We start from the raw sequence: 20794 nt of genomic DNA on the forward strand, positions 1-20794 counted from the left end.
CCATGGAATATCACACCGAACGCCTGATCCTACGACAATGGAAACAGAGCGACCTCGAACCGTTTGCTGCGTTAAACGCGAATCCTGAAGTGATGCGCTACTTTCCGAAGATACGTACGCGTGAAGAAAGTGACGAAATGGTCAAGACTATCGAACAACGAATAGCGGAAAACGGCTGGGGTTTTTGGGCCGTGGAGGAGAAACGTAGCGGGGCATTTATCGGTTTTGTTGGGCTAAATATTCCTGGCTATAAATTGCCTTTTTCACCAGTTATTGAAATTGGCTGGCGGCTTGATAACGCGTTCTGGGGCAAAGGTTATGCGCCAGAAGCAGCGCATAAAGCATTGGAAATCGGCTTTGAGCAGTTTGCAATGAAAGAAATTGTGGCCTTTACCGCGCTGGAAAATATCCCTTCGCAGCGCGTGATGGAAAAAATCGGTATGCAGCGCGGTGAGGAGTTTGATCATCCTCTTCTGGATGAAGGGCACCCCTTACGGCGGCATATTGTTTACCGGATTGCCAACCTAAAGTGACATCGATAACTCTGCGGCAGCACGACGCAACGGCGGTAATATCTGCGCACGAAGATCGGCCACGGTAAGTTCTGCGGCAGGGACACCAACATTCATCGCCGCAACGACTTTCCCACCGCGAGCCAGCATGGGCACCGCCACAGACCGCAGGCCAATTTCAAGTTGCTGATCGTTAATGGCGTACCCCTGGCGGCGCACTAGCGCAATCTCTTCGCGCAATTGTGTAACTGTCGTGATGGAGTATTGGGTGTAGCGGATAAGTTTTACCCGTTCCAGCCATGCTTCAAGTTCAGCCTCCGGCAATGCGCTTAATAACACGCGACCCATGGATGTGGCCCAGGCTGGCAGGCGGCTGCCCCGGCCAATATCGATGCTCACCAGGTTATTGACTGCGGTGCGTGCGATATACAGCACGTCATCCCCATCCAGTGTGGCGACTGAGCATGATTGGCTCAGGCTTTTACTCAGGTTATCGAGCGATATTTGCGCAGCTTTTGCCAACGGTGTACCCGCCAGATAAGCATGGCCAACGGTCAGTACTCGTGGCAGTAATTCATAACTGCGCCCATCAGGGCTATGCACCATACCCAGTGTCGCAAGGGTATACAGGCAACGGCGAACAGCCGCCCGTGAAATATGCGTTTTCTGGCTCAGTTGAGAAATAGTCAAACGCTGGCGCTGAGGGGTAAAAGCATTAAGCACTTCCAGGCCACGAGCCAGAGAGAGCATAAAATTAGGGTCGCGTTTTGCAACAGATTGAATTTCTTCGTTTTCGCTCGCCATAACTTCAATGTTATCAGGATTGCTGCCTGCCATTTAAATGTCCCACGGTCGCGTCAGAATGTTCTTCAGAATGCGCTAACTACTGCGTAGCGACAATCGTGAATCAATCAATATGAAGAATATTCCACTGGGATCACAAATTAACGGTGAATAACCGAAACACGTCGATAATCGCACATAAATTCGATTACCGCCGTTGACGCCAGGTCGAGTGAACTCCTATTGTCAGAAAACACCGCGAAGGTTGCAGGGGCAATTTACCCGCAACGAAGGGTGATAACTATCTGATTATAAAAGTGCCCAAGGGAAGATATATGAGCGCCACTATCGAACAACTCGACACCGTGATTGTCGACCTGCCGACCATCCGGCCACATAAACTCTCCATGACCACTATGGGATGTCAGACTTTGGTTATCCTGCGTCTGACTCGCTCAGACGGTATTGTCGGGATTGGCGAAGCGACAACCATTGGCGGCCTGAGTTACGGTGTGGAAAGCCCGGAAGCTATCAAATCGGCAATTGATACCTATCTTGCGCCACTGCTCATCGGGCAGGCAGCAGATAATGTGAATGCCCTTGTGGCGCTGATGAATAAGTGCGTGCGTGGCAATACCTTCGCTAAATCTGCGATTGAAACCGCACTGCTCGATGCGCAGGGAAAAGCGTTGGGTCTGCCGATAAGTTCGCTGTTGGGTGGTGCTCTGACCACGAAACTTCCGGTTTTATGGACGCTGGCCAGCGGCGACACCAGTAAAGACATTGCAGAAGGTGAAAAGCTGCTGGCAGAAGGGCGGCATAGCGCCTTCAAACTTAAAATTGGTGCGCGGGATTATCACACGGATATGCAACACACCCGTGCCATTGTGGATGCACTGGGAGATCGTGCCAGCACTCGCGTTGATGTGAATCAGGCGTGGGACACCAGCACCGCCGTGCGCGGTTGCGCTGAGCTTGATGCAATGGGTATTGATCTGATTGAACAGCCGGTGGCGGCGCAAAACCGGGAAGCACTGGTGCATCTTAGCCAGCATTGCCGAGCTGCTATCCTTGCCGACGAAGCGGTTGCCAGCAGTGATGACGGTTTTGATATTGCCCGCCGTGGTTTTATTGGCGCATACGCGTTGAAAATTGCTAAATCAGGTGGCCCGTCTAGCGTGTTGAGGCTGGCCCATGTGGCTCAGGCTGCGGGAATCGGTTTGTATGGCGGGACGATGCTGGAAGGCACTGTCGGTACAGTTGCCTCTTTACATGCCTGGTCAACGCTGCCATTGCAGTGGGGGACTGAAATGTTCGGCCCTCTATTATTGAAAGATGACATTGTTGAGAACCCGCTGCATTTTTCCAATAGTTCCGTCGAATTGCCTCAGACTCCAGGGCTTGGCGTAACCATTGATGAAGATAAGCTCAACTATTATCGCCGCAAGGAATGAGGAGAATGAGATGTTATTTAAAGTTGAAATGACGGTAAATATTCCGCCAGATATGCCGGTAACAACGGCGACAGAAATTAAAGCGAAAGAAAAAGCTTATTCACAAGCTTTACAGCAAGAAGGTAAATGGCGGCATATCTGGCGCGTTGCTGGTCTGTATTCAAATGTCAGCATTTTTGATGTTAAAGATGCCGATGAACTGCACGAAATATTAATGGGGCTACCACTTTATCCTTATATGGATATTCAAGTGGATGCTTTGTGTCGCCATCCATCATCAATTCGTAACGATGATAAGTAAATAACAATAATAATCTATCTTAGTCGTGCTCTTTTTCAGGGCATGGCTCCCTACAAATAAGCAATGAGACAATTATTATGACAAAGAACTTCATTAACCAACCAGAAGTGCAAGCATTATTAAGAGAGAGCGCCGGTTTAAATAATTCGGAGGGCGATGAGCGTTTTAAAAACATTATCCATCGCATGTTAGAAAATATCTGTGCGTTGATTGATGATTATAATGTTACCGAAGAAGAGTTCTGGCACGCAGTTAATTACCTGCACGAGTTGGGTGGCAGCAAAGAGGCGGCATTATTAGCCGCAGGCCTTGGCATTGAGCACTACCTGGATTTACGTCAGGATGCTCTGGATGCCGCAGCTGAGATTGAAACCGGCACACCACGTACCATTGAAGGGCCGCTGTATGTTGCTAATGCGCCACTTTCTCAGGGCCATGATCGTATGGATGATGGGAAGGACCAGGGTAAAACCATGTGGCTGTTCGGAACTGTGCGTGACACGAAAGGCAACCCGGTGGCAAATGCTGTGGTTGATATCTGGCACGCCAATACGCTGGGTAACTACTCCTTCTTCGACCAAAGCCAGAGCGAATACAATCTGCGTCGCCGCATTAAAACCGGTAGTGATGGGCGTTACAGTGTGCAAAGTATTGTACCGTCAGGCTACGGTTGCCCACCGAATGGTCCGACACAGCACCTATTGAATGGTTTAGGACGTCACGGAAATCGCCCCGCGCATATTCATTTCTTTGTTTCCGCTCCAGGTCATAAACATCTCACCAGCCAGATCAATCTCAGTGGTGATAAATATCTGTGGGATGATTTTGCCTTTGCAACCCGTAACGGATTAATTGCCGATCCGGTAGAAGTGAACGATGCGCAGACCATTAAAACGCGAGGCTTGAATGGCCCGCATACCGAAGTGAATTTTGACTTCACGCTTTGCGTTTCTCATTCACCAGAAGAAGAGTCCCGCATCACTCGCCTGCGCGCCAAAGAATAATAAGAGTGCCAGCATAAGCTGGCACCGCTTTCACCTCAGGCCATACATTACATCGCGAAATAAAAGATCCCCAACGGGAGATTAAGCTATGCAAAACAAACTGGATTTATTAAAGAAAAAAATCGGCAGTGCGTTAATTGTTGATCGTGAAAATGATATTTATCGCTACAACAGGAATATTTTTATTGATGAGCAGCTTTTTGAGCTCGAAATGAAACATATATTTGAAGGGGGATGGGTCTATCTGGCACACGAAAGCCAAATCCCTGAACCAGGTGATTATTTTACGTTAACGCTTGGCAGGCAACCTGTCATTATTACGCGTGATAAAAAGAGTGAATTACACGGTTTAATTAATAGCTGTGCACACCGTGGTGCCATGTTATGCCGCCGTAAAGCAGGTAATAAAAGCTCATTTACCTGCCCATTCCACGGTTGGACGTTTAGCAATAACGGTAAATTACTAAAAGCCAAAGATGAAAGCGTGGGTGGATATCCTGAAAACTTTAAACAACACGGTTCCCACGACCTTAAAAAGCTCCCGCGCTTTGAGTCATACCGCGGGTTCCTGTTTGGCAGCCTTTCAGAAGATGTGATGCCGCTTAATGATTATCTCGGTGAAACGCTAAAAATCATCGATCTGATAGTCGATCAGGCACCTGATGGACTCGAAGTTCTGCAAGGCGCATCGAGTTACATTTACGAGGGTAACTGGAAACTGGGTGCTGAAAATGGCGCCGATGGCTATCACGTCAGTGTCGTCCACTGGAATTACGCCTCGACCATGTCGCGCCGCAATTATGAAGAAGAGGGGACGCAGGCGGTAGACGCCAATGGCTGGTCGAAAAGCATTGGCGGTGGCTACGGTTTTGAACACGGACACATGCTGCTCTGGACGCGGGCACTTAACCCGCAGGTACGTCCGGTATTTGCCGAGCGTGACCGTCTGACTGCCCAGTTTGGTGAGTTACGAGCCGACCAAATGGTGAATGAAACGCGCAATCTATGCCTGTATCCCAATGTTTACCTGATGGATCAGTTCTCCACGCAGATCCGTGTCATCCGCCCTCTGGCGGTGGATAAAACCGAAGTGACCATCTATTGTTTTGCGCCTAAAGGGGAAGCCCCTGAAACTCGTGCCACACGTATTCGCCAATACGAAGATTTCTTTAATGTCAGTGGGATGGGCACACCGGATGATTTGGAAGAGTTCCGCGCCTGCCAGAACGGTTATCTGGGGCAAAATCTGGAGTGGAGCGATCTGAGCCGTGGGGCGCAACATTGGGTTTATGGACCTGATGAACATGCCCAGAAAGCAGGTTTTATGCCGCAAATGAGCGGCATACGTTCCGAAGACGAAGCGTTGTATATCGCGCACCACCATCACTGGCAACAAACCATGTTGGCCGCAATTGAAAAAGAGCAACGCAGTTACGACGCCTCCATTACCCAACGCGTGGAGGTGATGCCATGAGCCTGGATATCAACGCCATCAGCCAGTTTCTCTATTATGAAGCGAGTCTGTTAGACGACCGTCAGTGGGATGAATGGATAAGCTGCTACAGCCCGAAAGTGGTGTACTGGATGCCAGCCTGGGGTGATGACGATCAACTCACCACCGATCCCTATAGCCAGATTTCACTGATTTTTTACCCAAACCGCCAGGGGCTGGAAGACCGGGTATATCGCATTAAAACGGAGCGCTCCGGTGCCAGTACACCCGAGCCACGGACTACGCATATGCTGTCAAATATCGCCATTGTTAGCCAAAACGGTAACAGCGTAGATGTGCGCTACAACTGGGTGACTCATAGCCACCGCTATCAGCAGAGCGGTTATTTCTTTGGCACCACATATTGCACCCTGGATTTGAGCGAAAGTCGTCCGCAAATCACACGCAAAACCATTCACCTGAATAGCGATTACATTCGCCAGGTGATCGACATCTATCACGTCTGAGAAGAGGTAATGCCATGAGCTTTAACATCGCCCTCAACTTTGAAGATGGGGTCACGCGTTTTATTTCCTGCAATGTGGGCGAAAAGGTGCTGGATGCGGCCTATCGCCAGAAAGTGAATTTACCGATGGATTGCTCTGATGGTGTATGTGGCACCTGTAAATGCCACTGTGCGAGCGGAGAGTACAATCTCGGTGACGATTTTCTTGAAGACGCGCTCTCCGAAGATGAAGCACAACAGCGATTGGTTCTAACCTGTCAGATGGTGCCTGATTCTGATTGTGTGATTGATGTGCCAGTGCCCGCAGCTGCCTGCAAAACAGGTATCGGCAGTTTCGAGGGGACGGTAATACGCAGTGAAGCACTGACGCCCAGCGCGATAGAGCTGGTCATCGCCCTGGATAAGGGAGTCGATTTCCTGCCGGGGCAGTACGTCAATATCCAGATCCCCGGTGGGACGCAGGTGCGCGCCTATTCATTTAGTTCACTACCCGGTGATACGCAGGCCAGTTTTCTCATTCGTAATGTTCCCGGCGGCATGATGAGTACCTGGCTTGGGCAGCATGCGAAAGCCGGAGATGTATTAACGCTCACAGGTCCAATGGGCAGTTTTTATCTGCGCCCGGCGTTACGACCTATTTTGATGTTGGCCGGTGGTACGGGGTTGGCTCCATTTCTCGCCATGCTCAGGCAATTGGCGAAAACGCCCGCTGAACAGCCGATTACACTGCTTTATGGTGTGACGAAAGATACCGACCTGGTGATGGTTGAGGCGCTTAACGAACTGGCCGCTCGTTTGCCAAATTTGACCTGGCTACCGGTAGTGACCGATGAAGCTTCCACCTACCCACAAAAAGGCTATGTCACCGATCACTTCAGTGAGGAGTTGCTTAACCAGGGGGAGGTGGATGTGTATCTGTGCGGCCCACCTCCAATGGTCGATGCGGTTTTACGCAGCTTCCGTGAGCGTCAAATCACTCCGGCGAATTTCCATTACGAAAAATTCACGCCCAGCCAGAATGCACCGGATAACGCGGCAGCCTAAGGAGCCATAATGCGATTTCATAACAAAGTGATGGTGATTACCGGAGCGGCTCAGGGCATTGGCCGCCAGGTTGCTGAACAAGCCGTTAAAGAAGGGGCGCGACTGGTGCTGATTGACCGTGCTCGCTACGTTCACGAACTTGCGCACAACTTGCGTCAACAAGGTGGAGATGTGTTGGCTATTGAGGCCGACCTTGAACAATGGCAAAGCACTGAACAGGCCATGAGTGAGGCTCATTTGTATTTTGGTGTGATTGACGTGCTGGTTAATAACGTCGGCGGGACTATTTGGGCTCGCCCTTTTGCTGAGTATCAGGCGGAGCAAATTGAAGCGGAAATCCGACGCTCGTTATTTCCCACGTTGTGGGGATGCCGCGCCGTTTTGCCTTACATGCTCACCCAACAACGCGGCGCGATTGTGAATGTTTCTTCTGTGGCTACGCGTGGGGTTAACCGTGTGCCATATTCTGCCGCCAAAGGTGGGGTAAATGCGTTAACACAATCGTTGGCGATGGAGTACACGGGAAGTGGCATCCGTATTAATGCCACGGCACCGGGCGGTACCGACGCGCCTGCGCGCCTGACACCTCGTAACCAGGAGCAGCCAGGCCCGCAGGAACAGGAGTGGTATCAGCAGGTGGTCGATCAAACCAAAGAGAGCAGCCTGATGCATCGTTATGGCACGCTCGCTGAGCAGGCTAATGCCATTTTATTTCTGGCAAGTGACGAGGCAAGCTATATCACCGGGACTATTCTTCCGGTAGGCGGTGGGGATTTGGGATAAGAGCATGAAATGCAGGGCCGTTCCCGGCCCAGGGAGACTAATGACAAACCTGTCGTAGGTCGGATAAGCGCAGCGTCATCCGACAAAACGGGCGAAAACGGTGGATGACGCTAACGCTTATCCACCCTACAAAACCCGTTCATCACTCTTTGTCCGCAATCTGGCAGGGCCGGTATCGGCCCTGGTTTATTACTTTTTCACTGCCAGCAGCACGGATGAGGCTTTGACTAAGGCGATCAAACGGCTGCCGTCTTTCAGCGCCATGTCATCGGCGGCTTCGTTGGTCACAATCGCAGTTAATTCAGCGCCGCCATCAGTGGCAATACTTACTGTGGTGTTCACCGCACCGCGCGCAAGGGAGTGTACTTTCCCTGGGAATTGATTGCGGGCCGAAAACTGTAAACCGCAATCTTCGGTGGCCAACATGACCCAAGGAGCTTTAATCAGCGCGATGGCTTCTTTACCCGGTTTTAACCCTAACGCTTCTTTGCTGGAGCGCGTCACAACCGCCACCAGCTTACCGCCACTGTTAAGCGTCAGTTCAACTTCGTCATTCACCGCGCCATCAGCAATATGGCTCACCGTGCCGGTGAGTTGGTTACGTGCGGAAATAGTCATTTTTTCTCCTTTTAATGATTAACAGATGCACTAAGCATAGAGCATCAAGACGTTATCTCAATCAGATTGCCATCCGGGTCGGCTATCACCGCCTCGTAGAAACCATCACCCGTCCATCGAGCTTCGTGAACCAAAGCCCCCAGTGGTTTAAGACTTGCAACCAGCTTATCGACCGCTTCAACAGACCCCAAGCTAATGGCAATATGTGCCCAGCCGGTGCGGTTATCTTCACGTGGCGGTTTCGCCACCAGCCCTGGTAATGTCATCAATTCCAGCGCGGGGCCATTTTCCAGCGTCACAAAATGGGAGATAAACCCTTCGCGGCGCTTCGAATGGTATGCCTCACCAATTTGTGCGTTGAAGTGTTGACGCCAGAATGCGCAAGCATCTTCAAGGTTATTGGTCCACACAGCGATATGAGCAACCTGCATTTTCATCTCCATCCATATGAAATTTCGATAATTGAGAAAAACGGTAGCGCGGAGTCACCGTCTCGCTTACATCTATCTACACTTTAAAAATCATCCAGTTATCTTACCTCGGGGAAAATTTCTGCGGTGCACTTTACTGCGCCCTATATCACATCCTGGTGAAATTTCCCCAAGCCAGCATGCTGGCTATATTGGCGCAGACTATTGTTTTTGTACGGGGATTTTTTTGCTCTTTCGGCACTAAACCCAATCAGGTGCCGCCTTTATCTTTCCGACAGGAGAAGCAGCAATGCGTACAAAACAGGCTATATGGACTTTATCCACCCTCTGTTTGACCGTGCTTTCTGCACAGGCGGCAGGGCTTCCAGACAAAATTGGCCCCGGTGAAGGGCAGCTCGATATTATCGCCTGGCCGGGTTATATCGAACGCGGTGATACCGATAAAGCGTACAACTGGGTGACGGATTTCGAAAAAGAGACCGGTTGTAAGGTGAACGTGAAAACGGCCGCCACCTCAGACGAAATGGTCAGTTTAATGGCGAAGGGCGGTTATGACCTGGTTACCGCGTCAGGCGATGCATCTCTACGCCTGATTATGGGCAAACGCGTACAGCCGATTAACACGGCACTCATCCCAAACTGGAAAAACGTCGATCCGCGTCTGGTGAAAGGATCGTGGTTTAACGTGGACGATAAAGTTTACGGCACGCCGTATCAGTGGGGGCCGAACCTGCTGATGTACAACACCAAAACCTTCCCGACACCACCTGACAGCTGGGGCGTGGTGTTCGTCAAACAAGATTTACCTGACGGCAAAACCAACCAGGGCCGCGTGCAGGCGTACGACGGACCGATTTACATTGCCGATGCCGCGCTGTTTGTCAAAGCCACACAACCGCAACTGGGTATTACCGACCCATACCAGCTGACCGAAGAACAATATGCCGCAGTGCTAAAAGTACTGCGTGATCAACATGGGTTGATTCACCGCTACTGGCACGACACGACCGTGCAGATGAGTGACTTCAAAAATGAAGGTGTGGTTGCTTCAAGCGCCTGGCCGTATCAGGCAAACGCCCTGAAAGGAGAAGGCCAGCCGATTGCTACCGTATTCCCGAAAGAAGGCGTCACCGGGTGGGCGGATACCACCATGCTGCATGCTGATGCAAAACATATGAACTGTGCCTACAAATGGATGAACCACTCGCTGACTCCGAAAGTGCAGGGTGACGTTGCTGCATGGTTTGGTTCACTGCCAGCGGTGGCTGAAGGTTGTAAAGCCAGTACGCTTCTGGGCGACAAAGGCTGCGAAACCAACGGTTATAACTACTTCGATAAAATTGTGTTCTGGAAAACTCCGATCGCTGAAGGCGGTAAATTCGTGCCGTACAGTCGCTGGACCCAGGATTATATCGCCATTATGGGTGGCCGCTAAGCCTGGAGGAGTTATGTCGTACGCTGTGCAGTTCAGAAACGTCTCGCGCCTTTATGGTGATGTGCGAGCAGTCGATAACGTCTCAATTGATATTGATGACGGGGAGTTTTTCTCTATGCTCGGGCCTTCTGGCTCGGGCAAAACCACCTGTTTAAGGCTGATTGCCGGTTTTGAGCAGGTGACTTCAGGCGAGATCGCGATTTTTGGCAAACCGGCACAAGACGTGCCGCCTTATCAACGCGATGTGAATACCGTCTTCCAGGATTACGCATTATTCCCCCATATGACGGTGCTGGAAAACGTCGCTTATGGACTGATGGTGAAAGGTGTTGATAAAAAAACGCGACTTGCCAAAGCACAAGAAGCTCTGGAACGCGTGGCGCTTGGCTTTGTTCACGCTCGTAAACCCTCACAGCTTTCCGGCGGTCAACGTCAGCGTGTGGCACTGGCACGAGCGTTAGTGAATCGTCCGCGAGTGTTGTTACTGGATGAGCCGCTGGGGGCACTGGATCTTAAACTGCGTGAACAGATGCAGGGCGAGCTAAAGAAACTCCAGCGTGAACTGGGCATCACTTTTATTTTTGTCACCCACGACCAAAGTGAAGCGCTGTCGATGTCCGACCGCGTGGCGGTTTTTAACAACGGACGCATTGAACAGGTCGATACACCGCGCCAGTTGTATATGCAGCCGCGCACAGCTTTTGTAGCCAGTTTTGTCGGTACATCAAACGTGTTGCAACCCGCTCTTGCCGGGAAAGTGTGTGGTGAGGAGGGCCTATTTTCCCTGCGCCCTGAGCATATTGTTCTCAACGATCATTCCGGCCAGAGCGGCGGAATCAGTGTTAGCGGTATGATTCAGGAGATCCACTATCAGGGGGCGGCGACGCGCCTCGAACTGCGCCTTGCCGACGGTGAGAAACTGCTGGTCAGTGAAGCGAACCCGCAACGTATCGTCAGCGAAGAGCGCTATCAAATTGGTCAGCAGGTAACCGCTGTCTGGCCTCGAGCGGCGATGGTCCCGCTGCTGGGGGAAGGATGAAATGGATATGAGTCTCCCCACATCGCACCCTGACAACCGCCTGATGCGGCGCATTTCTACTTTTTTGTGGCAGCGCCCAGGATTCTGGTTGGCCTTACTGCTGCTGCCACCGCTGTTATGGTTCGGCGTTGTTTATCTTGGTTCATTACTCACACTGCTATGGCAGGGGTTTTATACCTTTGATGACTTCACCATGTCGGTCACGCCCGATCTGACATTTGCCAACATTGCAGCCCTGTTTAACCCCGCTAATTACGACATTATTCTGCGCACATTGACGATGGCCATTGCGGTGACGCTCGCCAGTGCAGTGCTGGCGTTTCCGATGGCCTACTTTATGGCGCGCTATACCAGCGGCAAACTGAAGGCGTTTTTCTATATTGCCGTGATGCTGCCAATGTGGGCCAGTTACATCGTTAAGGCTTATGCCTGGACACTGTTACTTTCTCGTGATGGCGTAGCGCAATGGTTTCTTGAACACATGGGGCTGGAACCACTATTAAACCTGATGCTGACCATTCCGGCGGTAGGTGGCAATACGCTCTCTACATCCGGTTTTGGGCGTTTCCTGGTATTTCTCTACATCTGGCTGCCATTTATGATCCTGCCGATTCAGGCAGCGCTTGAGCGCTTACCGCCTTCATTGTTACAGGCATCGGCTGATTTGGGCGCACGCCCAACTCAAACCTTCCGCCATGTGATTTTGCCCCTGGCCATTCCTGGTGTAGCGGCCGGTTCGGTATTCACGTTTTCACTGACGCTGGGTGACTTTATTGTGCCGCAGTTGGTGGGGCCACCGGGGTATTTCATCGGCAACATGGTCTATTCCCAGCAGGGCGCGATAGGCAATATGCCGATGGCGGCGGCATTTACGCTGGTGCCGATTGTACTGATCGCCATTTATCTTTCACTGGTGAAACGACTGGGGGCCTTCGATGCACTCTGAACGCGCACCGTTACTGCTAAAAATTGCTGCCTGGGGCGGGGTGATTTTTCTGCATTTCCCGCTGTTGATCATCGCGCTTTATGCGTTTAACACCGAAGAGGCGGCATTTAGCTTTCCACCAAAAGGACTGACGCTCCACTGGTTCAGCGTGGCGGCATCGCGCAGTGACATCCTTGATGCCGTGACGTTGTCACTCAAAATTGCCGCGCTGGCAACTATACTTGCGTTGATCCTGGGCACACTCGCTGCCGCTGCACTCTGGCGGCGAGAGTTTTTTGGCAAAAATGCCATCTCCTTATTGCTGTTGTTGCCAATCGCTTTGCCGGGAATTATCACGGGCCTTGCACTGCTAACCGCCTTCAAAATGATGAATTTTGAACCGGGCTTTTTCACCATTGTGGTGGGGCATGCAACGTTTTGTGTCGTTATTGTGTTTAACAACGTCATCGCTCGTTTCCGACGCACCTCTTATAGCTTGATTGAGGCGTCGATGGATCTGGGTGCCGACGGCTGGCAGACCTTCCGCTATGTCATTTTGCCTAACCTGGGGTCTGCATTGCTCGCCGGAGGCATGCTGGCGTTTGCGCTGTCGTTTGATGAAATTATTGTCACGACCTTTACCGCCGGGCATGAACGCACATTGCCACTGTGGCTGCTCAATCAATTGGGACGCCCGCGCGAAGTGCCGGTCACGAATGTGGTGGCGCTAATGGTGATGTTGATGACAACCATACCGATTTTAGGGGCGTACTGGCTGAGTCGCGGTGGAGATGATGTCGCGGGCAGCGGTAAATAATGTTGAAAAGGGTATCACTATGCAAAGCCAGCTATTAATAAACGGCCAGTTAGTGCAAGGCCTTGGGGAAAAGTTGCCGGTGTACAACCCGGCAACGGGAGAGGTTCTGCTGGAGATCGCGGAAGCCACTGCGAATCAGGTAAACGATGCGGTACTGGCTGCAGATATTGCTTTTGCTACCTGGGGGCAAACCACCCCAAAAGAACGTGCGGAACATCTGCTAAAACTGGCGGATGTTATTGAGCAAAATGGCGAAGTATTTGCCCGTCTGGAATCGCAAAACTGCGGTAAACCTTATCACTGTGTGTTGAACGACGAAATTCCTGCGGTGGTGGATGTGTTCCGCTTCTTTGCTGGTGCAAGTCGCTGTCTGAACGGGCTAGCCGCAGGGGAATATCTCAGTGGTCATACGTCGATGGTTCGCCGTGACCCTGTGGGCGTGGTGGCGTCTATCGCACCATGGAACTACCCACTGATGATGGCAGCATGGAAACTAGGCCCGGCACTCGCTGCGGGTAACTGTGTAGTGATCAAACCCTCCGAAATCACTCCGCTTACCGCGTTTAAACTCGCTGAGCTAGCAAAAGATATTTTCCCGGCAGGCGTACTGAATGTGCTGTTCGGGCGCGGGCAAACAGTAGGTGATGTGCTGACCGGTCATCCGAAAGTGCGCATGGTTTCTTTAACCGGATCGATTGCCACTGGTGAGCATATCATCAGCCATACCGCACCTTCGATTAAGCGTACCCATATGGAACTGGGCGGCAAAGCGCCAGTGATTGTTTTTGATGATGCGGATTTAGATGCGGTCGTCGAAGGTGTGCGCACATTCGGATATTACAACGCCGGGCAAGACTGTACCGCGGCGTGCCGAATTTACGCCCAAAAGGGCATTTACGACAAACTGGTGGAAAAACTGGGGGATGCGGTCAGCAGCCTGAAATATGGTGCGCCAGACGATGAATCCACAGAACTCGGGCCGCTAAGTTCTGCCGCTCATCTTGAGCGGGTAAGCAATGCGGTGAATGCTGCTAAAGCACTCCCACACGTCAAAGTGGTGACGGGCGGGGCGAAAGTAGAAGGGCCGGGATATTACTTCCAGCCAACGCTACTTGCGGGTGCAAAGCAGGAAGATGACATCGTGCAAAAAGAGGTGTTTGGCCCGGTGGTTAGCATCACGACCTTTGATGATGAAGAGCAGGTGCTTGGCTGGGCGAACGACTCCAGCTACGGGCTGGCGTCTTCAGTCTGGACACAAGATGTCGGCCGCGCACATCGCCTGAGTGCTCGTTTGCAGTACGGCTGTACATGGGTGAATACCCATTTCATGCTGGTCAGCGAAATGCCGCACGGTGGACAAAAACTCTCGGGTTATGGCAAAGACATGTCGTTATTCGGGCTTGAGGATTACACCGTCATTCGTCATGTAATGATTAAGCACTAGCGTTATCTCACCACCTCCCAAAGAGGTGGTGAGTTTTTGCAACTTAATGATCCAGATATAAATAGTGCATCCAACTGGTCATCCGCAATAACACCTTACGCATCACAGACACATGGGTAAAGTGGTCAGAATAGACGGCCACCTGGGCAAAGATCCCATCGGGTAAGGCATCCACTTGCGCATCGGGTGCGAGTTCAATCACTGCTAATACACCGTCACTTCCTGGAGTCAAAGTCAGAGATTGCAACGTACCCTGGGCCTGATAAGAACCGCCAGGAACAACGGGCAAAACCGTGGTCAGCTTACCCTGGAAAACCTGCCCTGGTAGCGCATTGAAAACCACTTCGGCTTCGTCACCCGCTTCCAGACGTAACAAAGAGTTCTGCCGGAACTGGGCGATAATCTGGCGTTTTTGTTGCGGAATAAACACCATCACCGGGCGTAACGGCAGTGCAGCGGCATAGGTTCCCGGGCGAATCAGAACTTGCGTGACATAACCATCGCTGGGCGCACGAATAACGGTTTGGTTGAGATTATATTTGGCTTCGGCAAGCTGTGCGCGCAGGCTGACAATCTGTGATTGCTCGCCATTCACCATGCTGTCTAACTGGCTTTTGATCTGTGATTGCTCGGCAACCGACCCTTTTACCAGGGCATCTTGCGCAAGAAAGTTCTGTCGCGCGTTATCAATATCACTTTCAGAGAAGGGGTTTACTCGCGCTTTGCTGCCCTGAAGGTAACGTTGGTAATCTTTATATAGTCTGTCGCGTTCGGCGGTGACGCGAGTTGTGTTGGCCACGGCGGCATCAAGTTGTGATTTGAGTGATTGCGTGCTGTGAATTGCCGTCATTAAATCAGCTTGCAGCCTGTCGACACGAGCCTGGTAGCGCGTAGGGTCTATTTTAAATAGCACTTCACCTTTTTTAATCATCATGTTTTGTTTATCGGTAACTTCACTGACAATTCCCGTTACTTGTGGAGTAAGAGGAATAGAAATAACCGCTTTTTGCGCTAAATAAGTATAAGGATGGTTGTAGTTCATTAATAAAATAAGTGCGCCAATTAAAAATACTCCGCCCAAAGCAGCGGTTGGCACTGTCCATTTATTTACCGGTATTTTAAAAATCTTAAATACGGCCCACGCAAATGCCACATATGTCAGAATAATGAGCAGATCCATGATATTACTCCGATGGAGTTATTTTGTTGTTATCCAGTTTCTGTTCCAGTTCGCTTACGCGTTGCTGTAACGAAGCCAGTGTTGCGTCGGCATTTTGTTGCATACCCCAGCCCCGTTCAGGGCGGTAGAGCGTTGCCCAGATCCATAAGAACGGCCATATAACATGGAGTGTAAACAAGCTGACCCAGCCTGCGACATGAATGGCATCGGCGTGCGGGTGGTTGCGGGCTTTGGCTATCAGGTAGGGGATATCATGGAGAATAATAATCCCGTAGAAAATAATGAGGAAGACAACGATCAGGACGCCGAGAGCGAAGTAGTTGAGGAACATAATGACCTCGATGGGATAACACTGTTTATTAAAGATAGTCGTTATCGGGTTCGAGAGGTCATTACGTATGCAAAATTCACCCATATTGATTAATGATCAATTTTGAGAGCGCAAGAGGAGCATCTTGCGCCTTCCGACCCATAGTGAGCGGTAAAACTTCAAGTTACTACTTTATTGGCTGCGTTCGCTTACCCGAATCACTTACTTATGTAAGCTCATCGGGATGCGCTCTCTTGCCGCTGCGATGCGGCTCGAATTTTTTAAGATATAGGCGGGTAAATACAATTTTTCCCTGACTCTTTTGCCTGGTACAACAATTTATCTGCCGTGGCGACCAATTCATCTATCGAGCTACACTCCATCGAACTGGCAATTCCACAGCTAAACGAAACCAACATGCCTTGTTCACGCCACTTTCTTTTTGTCACGGTATAGCGCCAGCTATCAATAAGTTCATAGCATTCATTGAATGGTAAGTCATAAATTAATGCGACTAATTCTTCACCGCCAAACCGATAAATATCATGTTTCCCACCAAATCTCTCAACGCCTGCTTTACTCACATTTTGCAGGACACAGTCACCGGTTTGATGCCCCCATGTGTCATTAATCTTTTTAAAGTTATCAAGGTCGATCATTGCCAGATGGAACGGAACACGAGAATGAAACAGGTTCAGCACATCTTGGTCAAATTTTCGGCGTGAACCAATTTTCGTCAGCGGATCGGTGGTGGCTGCCTCAACTGCTTCTTTCAGCGTTTCATTTTTTTTGGCTATTCCCTTGCAAAGATTTTCCAAATTACGAGGGGTTTCATTAGGTGTATTTTCATTAATACTGAGATAAAGCACATCGACCCACTGTTTAAAATACATCCTGATAATTATAGCCACAATGAGATAACAAATTAAACAGCCGAGAATAATGTAGATTAAGGCAAGGTAAGCATTGTTTAGTAATTTATTATAATTGTCATAGCTGACAGTGGATAATGCAACCCAGTCGGGATTTTGGTATGTCTGATAAAAAACAATTTGATTATTTTCGTTATCGTTAAATGAGCCTGATGTCTCTTTTATCTCCTTCAACCAAGATTCTGGTATCTTTTGGGCGAAAATTTCTTTGGTGTTCGCGTACATAATGATTGAGCCATCCATTGCTGCAACTTTAAACCGACCATTATAAGGGACGGTAAGGCCTTTCAGAATGTTGCTTAATGCATTCAGATCCAGATCCAGAGCTATATTGCCAACGAAATCCGATTTTCTATCAAAGAGATTCATGCTTACCGTGACATCGAGCACATGCTTATTGGTAGTGGGGCTCTTACTGACACCAACATAAGGATCAGAGTAGTAAATTGTATTTTTAACGCCATCTGTCGGGAACCAGGGACGTTCGGATGGTTTAAATCCTTGATATTCTTTATGCGGGTAAACTCTGTAACGGTCCTGGCTATCAGATAGCAGTATACTGGAAAACATTTCATTAGAGATGATTAATGAAGGTAGCAATGAATTTAGTTCAGAGTGCTCAGGAGAGATGTATTGAGCAATATCTTCTTTGCTAATCATGCCAGCCATAGCATTAAGTTTTGCATTAATTTTTCTTACGGGAGTTTCTATGCTGGCATAAGCAGTATTTTTGGTGAATCTAAACATTGTTTCGTTAAAGTTATTTTCCACTCCTACTTTAATGTAGAAAAATGAATATGTAGAAATTAGAACAAAAGGAGCAATAAGAACAAAAACAGTTAATATCAATGCTTTTCTAGAAGTTAATTTTAACATTATGAATATTCTTATTTATACAAGATAGCGTAGAAGAAATTTTGTACGGATGTATACACTCATTATCATAATATCCTTAACGAATAGCAAGAAAATTAAATTTTACGACAGTTATAGGAAACACTATTGTTTAGATAATCTAACGCTAAGAAAATTCATCATAATGATAAGAGCACAAATACAATAAATATGTTTTTTATTTAATCTAAATACATTAGAGGCACTTAACCATTTAGGGGTATATGGAAATTTCATTTCCAATAGTTGTTTTTATGTTGTGAATATTTGGTAGTGTAATTAGGTTAATATTTTTATCAATCCTTCCGATAATAAAATTGAGACCAGGTATTATAAGCAAGCTATGAAATTTGAGAGCAGTTGTCTTTCCAAATGAGACTGGACCGCATAAATGCTAAAGCGATGGTTAAAAATCACATACACCCATTTGCTCTGTTAATGTGAAAACTTGATCTGCATCATAAAAAAGGGCATATTTTGCGGGAATTTTTTCAAACTCCCCATTATAAAAATGACTCTTTATCAAGATATGCTGATTTTTTACGCTGTAATGTCGTTAATCACTGCTTTGGTCACCTGGTTTTTGGCTCGCGATACCAAACGAATTAAACTATTAAGCTCTGTGCTGGTGGGAGCGACCTGGCCGATGAGCTTTCCAGTCGCATTGATGTTTTCTCTGTTTTAAAACCCTTCATACTTCGAGCAGGAATTCCATGAACGACATAACCTTTTTCCAGCGTTTCGAGAACGATATTGTCGCCGGGCGCAAAACGATTACATTGCGTGATGCCTCTGAATCACACTTTACCCCGGGCCAACAACTGCGCGTCGGGCGTTATGAAGATGATGTTTATTTTTGCACTATTGAAGTGGTCAGTGTGACGCCGGTGGCTCTTGACCAACTGACTGATGAGCATGCACGGCAGGAAAATATGACGCTGCCAGAGCTCAAGGAAGTGATTGCTGAAATATATCCGGGCTTGAATGAACTTTACGCGATTGTTTTTACGCATGTCACCAAAGCCTGATGTACAAAAACAGGAAGGGGGGTTCCCCTTCCTGACAACGAACTTAATGACTGGCTTTCTTCAACATCTGATACAACTCATCTTTTAGCCGCAGCTTCTCTTTTTTCATCTGCACGACCTTTTCATTGTATCCCGTCCCTTGTGGTCCCCCTCTGCGTAAAATCTCATCGTCGAGTTGATTGTGCTTGTCATACAAGCTGAGGAAGCGCGGGTTCGCGGATTTTAGTTCGTTGATCAATTCACGGTACTCAGGAAACATTACAAACCTCCTGGACTTTGGTGGGTGAATGGAGTTTTACCTGGCAGTAGCTGCCAACCTCAGTGTAGGCACCACTTAAAGCAAATGAAAGCCCCGCTTGGTAAGGGTTTGTCAATTTGCGACCCGTGAGACGAGTTAATTAAATTGATTAAATTTTCAGCGAGGCGAGGCTTGTATAATCGCAAAAATTGATAACGACAATCTCACACTCATGTGCTAAAACATATCTATGATATATCTTACACAATGAATAATGAGAACCCGATGACCATACAAACCAAACCTAAACTTCCTGAACGCGTAAAAAATGAACTCAAATTCCGTGAGTTAACCGTTAAAAGTAAACAAACGGTCGCAGGCTGTTTCCACCGTATTATTTTTACCAGCCCTGAACTGGTTGGTTTTTCTTCAGAGGGATTTGATGACCATGTAAAAGTCTTCTTCCCACCTGAAAACGGTGATTTTGTGCGTCCATCCGTTACCGATGATGGCATTGTCTGGGGCGAAGGGCTGCGTCCCGTTTCTCGCGATTACACCCCTTTGTCTTTTGATGCCGCATGTAACGAATTGACGCTGGATTTCTATATTCACGATGGCGGTGTGGCAAGCATGTGGGCTGACAAAGCCGCAGTGGGCGATACGCTGCTTATCGGTGGGCCAAGAGGATCGCTCGTCATTCCAACCGATTACGCGTTCCAACTCTATATTTGCGATGAAAGCGGTTTACCTGCAGTTCGTCGCCGCTTGCTCTCACTACCAGAACATATTTCACCTGTCGTGTTGGTCAATTGCCACCATGCACAAACTCATGAGTATCTCAGCGAGTTTGAACATGTGCGCGTTGAGTGGCTTGATATCGAATCTATCGCACGTAACGTCCGTACCATTGAATTCCCGGAGAATGACTATTTCGTCTGGATTACCGGCGAAGGGCGCGATGTTAAACAACTCAGTGATGAACTGCTGGAAAACCGTGGTCTGGACGCCGATTACGTACGCGCTGTCGCTTACTGGCATAACAAATAAGGAAACGAACATGAGAATCAAACATATTCATCATCGTTTTTGCGCAAAACATGAGCGTCATGAACAGCATGGTTTACACGGTGGCCATCATGGTCATCACGAACACGGGGGAATGGAAGGCAAAGCGCGGATGCGTCGAGAGCGCCTGTTTGATGCCAATGATATTCGTCTGCTGATCTTGCACTTCCTCTCAGCCAATACCGCGCATGGCTATGAATTGATCAAATCTATTGAGGCGACGGCGAAGGGCGAGTATGTCCCAAGCCCTGGAATTATCTATCCGAACCTCTCTTTGCTTGAGGAGATGGGGTTTATCGCCGCAGTGCAAAGCGACAGCAGCAAAAAGGCGTGGATGCTCACCGAAGAAGGGCATGCGGAACTTGCTCAGCAGCAAGAGCATCTTGGCCATATCATCGCTAAGCTCGAGTCGCTGGGCGTGTTAGGCGATAACCGCCGTTTGCCTGAAATACAGCGAGCGATACATAACTTCAAAATGGCGCTCAATACCAAACTTGGGCAAAGCAATTTACCCAAAGAGACGCTCTACAAAATCATCGACACCTTAGATCAGGCCGCTAAAGATATTGAGCGCAGCTGATCTCAGCTTTTCTCAGACA

The 20794-nt window shown here is 49.0% G+C and carries 24 protein-coding genes; 17 read left to right on the forward strand and 7 right to left on the reverse strand.

Going from position 1 to position 20794, the window contains the following annotated elements; all coding sequences use genetic code 11:
- The first annotated feature begins 2 nt into the window (after window positions 1-2).
- On the forward strand, window positions 3-533 hold the full coding sequence (locus IX31_RS02140) for a GNAT family N-acetyltransferase (RefSeq protein WP_034455517.1): 531 nt from the start codon (window positions 3-5) through the stop codon (window positions 531-533).
- Here the strand turns inward: IX31_RS02140 and IX31_RS02145 are convergent.
- Window positions 525-1316, reverse strand: coding sequence for an IclR family transcriptional regulator domain-containing protein (locus IX31_RS02145; RefSeq protein ID WP_034457063.1), 792 nt, complete (start codon window positions 1314-1316; stop codon window positions 525-527). The two genes, IX31_RS02140 and IX31_RS02145, sit on opposite strands and share 9 nt — an antisense overlap.
- 314 nt (window positions 1317-1630) lie before the next feature.
- On the opposite strand from IX31_RS02145, the gene IX31_RS02150 reads away from it, so the two are divergent.
- The 7 genes from IX31_RS02150 (at window position 1631) to benD (ending at window position 7839) form a co-directional block, all read left to right on the forward strand.
- Entirely contained in the window at window positions 1631-2749 is a 1119-nt protein-coding gene (locus tag IX31_RS02150) for a muconate cycloisomerase family protein (protein WP_034455518.1), read from the forward strand.
- Between the two features lie 10 nt (window positions 2750-2759).
- On the forward strand, window positions 2760-3050 hold the full coding sequence (gene catC, locus IX31_RS02155) for a muconolactone Delta-isomerase (protein ID WP_034455519.1): 291 nt from the start codon (window positions 2760-2762) through the stop codon (window positions 3048-3050).
- Window positions 3051-3127: 77 nt separating this feature from the next.
- Window positions 3128-4054 (forward strand): catechol 1,2-dioxygenase, encoded by a 927-nt coding sequence (gene catA, locus IX31_RS02160; protein ID WP_034455520.1) that lies wholly within the window; start codon window positions 3128-3130, stop codon window positions 4052-4054.
- Window positions 4055-4142: 88 nt separating this feature from the next.
- A complete protein-coding gene (locus IX31_RS02165; RefSeq protein WP_034455521.1) occupies window positions 4143-5528 on the forward strand; it encodes a Rieske 2Fe-2S domain-containing protein in 1386 nt (461 codons plus the stop codon).
- Complete coding sequence (benB, locus tag IX31_RS02170; protein WP_034455522.1) at window positions 5525-6013, forward strand: benzoate 1,2-dioxygenase small subunit; 489 nt, start codon at window positions 5525-5527, stop codon at window positions 6011-6013. The genes IX31_RS02165 and benB overlap by 4 nt, the downstream gene beginning before the upstream one ends.
- 14 nt (window positions 6014-6027) lie before the next feature.
- Entirely contained in the window at window positions 6028-7056 is a 1029-nt protein-coding gene (gene benC / locus IX31_RS02175) for a benzoate 1,2-dioxygenase electron transfer component BenC (protein ID WP_034455523.1), read from the forward strand.
- Window positions 7057-7065: 9 nt separating this feature from the next.
- Window positions 7066-7839, forward strand: coding sequence for a benzoate diol dehydrogenase BenD (gene benD, locus IX31_RS02180; RefSeq protein WP_034455524.1), 774 nt, complete (start codon window positions 7066-7068; stop codon window positions 7837-7839).
- 189 nt (window positions 7840-8028) lie between these two features.
- Here the strand turns inward: benD and IX31_RS02185 are convergent, their stop codons facing one another.
- Window positions 8029-8457: a TOBE domain-containing protein gene (locus IX31_RS02185; protein ID WP_034455525.1), complete on the reverse strand. Its 429-nt coding sequence runs from the start codon at window positions 8455-8457 to the stop codon at window positions 8029-8031.
- 44 nt (window positions 8458-8501) lie between these two features.
- Window positions 8502-8888, reverse strand: a complete 387-nt coding sequence (locus IX31_RS02190; RefSeq protein WP_034455526.1) for a VOC family protein — start codon at window positions 8886-8888, stop codon at window positions 8502-8504.
- Between the two features lie 289 nt (window positions 8889-9177).
- Here IX31_RS02190 and ydcS point away from each other — a divergent pair, with 289 nt between their 5' ends.
- From ydcS to patD, 5 genes are read left to right on the forward strand one after another with little or no spacing between them, the layout of a single operon-like run.
- Entirely contained in the window at window positions 9178-10323 is a 1146-nt protein-coding gene (ydcS, locus tag IX31_RS02195; protein WP_034455527.1) for a putative ABC transporter substrate-binding protein YdcS, read from the forward strand.
- Window positions 10324-10336: 13 nt separating this feature from the next.
- Window positions 10337-11362, forward strand: a complete 1026-nt coding sequence (locus tag IX31_RS02200; RefSeq protein WP_034455528.1) for an ABC transporter ATP-binding protein — start codon at window positions 10337-10339, stop codon at window positions 11360-11362.
- 7 nt (window positions 11363-11369) lie between these two features.
- The gene (locus IX31_RS02205; RefSeq protein WP_422110220.1) at window positions 11370-12308 is read left to right on the forward strand and encodes an ABC transporter permease; all 939 of its coding nucleotides are present in this window, start codon (window positions 11370-11372) and stop codon (window positions 12306-12308) included.
- Entirely contained in the window at window positions 12298-13104 is an 807-nt protein-coding gene (locus IX31_RS02210) for an ABC transporter permease (RefSeq protein ID WP_034455530.1), read from the forward strand. Before IX31_RS02205 ends, IX31_RS02210 begins: the two co-directional genes overlap by 11 nt.
- Before the next feature lie 19 nt (window positions 13105-13123).
- Entirely contained in the window at window positions 13124-14548 is a 1425-nt protein-coding gene (patD, locus tag IX31_RS02215; RefSeq protein WP_034455531.1) for an aminobutyraldehyde dehydrogenase, read from the forward strand.
- A gap of 43 nt (window positions 14549-14591) precedes the next feature.
- Here the strand turns inward: patD and IX31_RS02220 are convergent, their stop codons facing one another.
- The 3 genes from IX31_RS02220 to IX31_RS02230 form a co-directional block, all read right to left on the reverse strand.
- Complete coding sequence (locus tag IX31_RS02220) at window positions 14592-15728, reverse strand: HlyD family secretion protein (RefSeq protein WP_034455532.1); 1137 nt, start codon at window positions 15726-15728, stop codon at window positions 14592-14594.
- Between the two features lie 4 nt (window positions 15729-15732).
- The gene (locus tag IX31_RS22145; RefSeq protein WP_072009402.1) at window positions 15733-16059 is read right to left on the reverse strand and encodes a DUF3302 domain-containing protein; all 327 of its coding nucleotides are present in this window, start codon (window positions 16057-16059) and stop codon (window positions 15733-15735) included.
- Between the two features lie 260 nt (window positions 16060-16319).
- Complete coding sequence (locus IX31_RS02230) at window positions 16320-17846, reverse strand: sensor domain-containing diguanylate cyclase (RefSeq protein ID WP_034455534.1); 1527 nt, start codon at window positions 17844-17846, stop codon at window positions 16320-16322.
- Between the two features lie 529 nt (window positions 17847-18375).
- On the opposite strand from IX31_RS02230, the gene IX31_RS22150 reads away from it, so the two are divergent.
- Both IX31_RS22150 and yqfB read left to right on the forward strand, forming a co-directional pair.
- A complete protein-coding gene (locus tag IX31_RS22150) occupies window positions 18376-18549 on the forward strand; it encodes a GhoT/OrtT family toxin (RefSeq protein WP_064554209.1) in 174 nt (57 codons plus the stop codon).
- Window positions 18550-18577: 28 nt separating this feature from the next.
- Window positions 18578-18892, forward strand: a complete 315-nt coding sequence (gene yqfB / locus IX31_RS02235; protein ID WP_034455535.1) for a N(4)-acetylcytidine aminohydrolase — start codon at window positions 18578-18580, stop codon at window positions 18890-18892.
- 43 nt (window positions 18893-18935) lie between these two features.
- Here yqfB and IX31_RS02240 read toward each other — a convergent pair whose 3' ends face one another.
- Window positions 18936-19151: an HP1242/YdcH family protein gene (locus IX31_RS02240; protein WP_034455537.1), complete on the reverse strand. Its 216-nt coding sequence runs from the start codon at window positions 19149-19151 to the stop codon at window positions 18936-18938.
- Window positions 19152-19415: 264 nt separating this feature from the next.
- Between IX31_RS02240 and IX31_RS02245 the strand changes: the two genes are divergently transcribed.
- Window positions 19416-20177, forward strand: a complete 762-nt coding sequence (locus IX31_RS02245) for a siderophore-interacting protein (RefSeq protein WP_034455538.1) — start codon at window positions 19416-19418, stop codon at window positions 20175-20177.
- A gap of 10 nt (window positions 20178-20187) precedes the next feature.
- Window positions 20188-20775 (forward strand): PadR family transcriptional regulator, encoded by a 588-nt coding sequence (locus IX31_RS02250; protein WP_034455540.1) that lies wholly within the window; start codon window positions 20188-20190, stop codon window positions 20773-20775.
- The last annotated feature ends 19 nt before the right edge of the window (window positions 20776-20794 follow it).

Source organism: Buttiauxella noackiae (assembly GCF_000737905.1).
GTDB lineage: Bacteria > Pseudomonadota > Gammaproteobacteria > Enterobacterales > Enterobacteriaceae > Buttiauxella > Buttiauxella noackiae.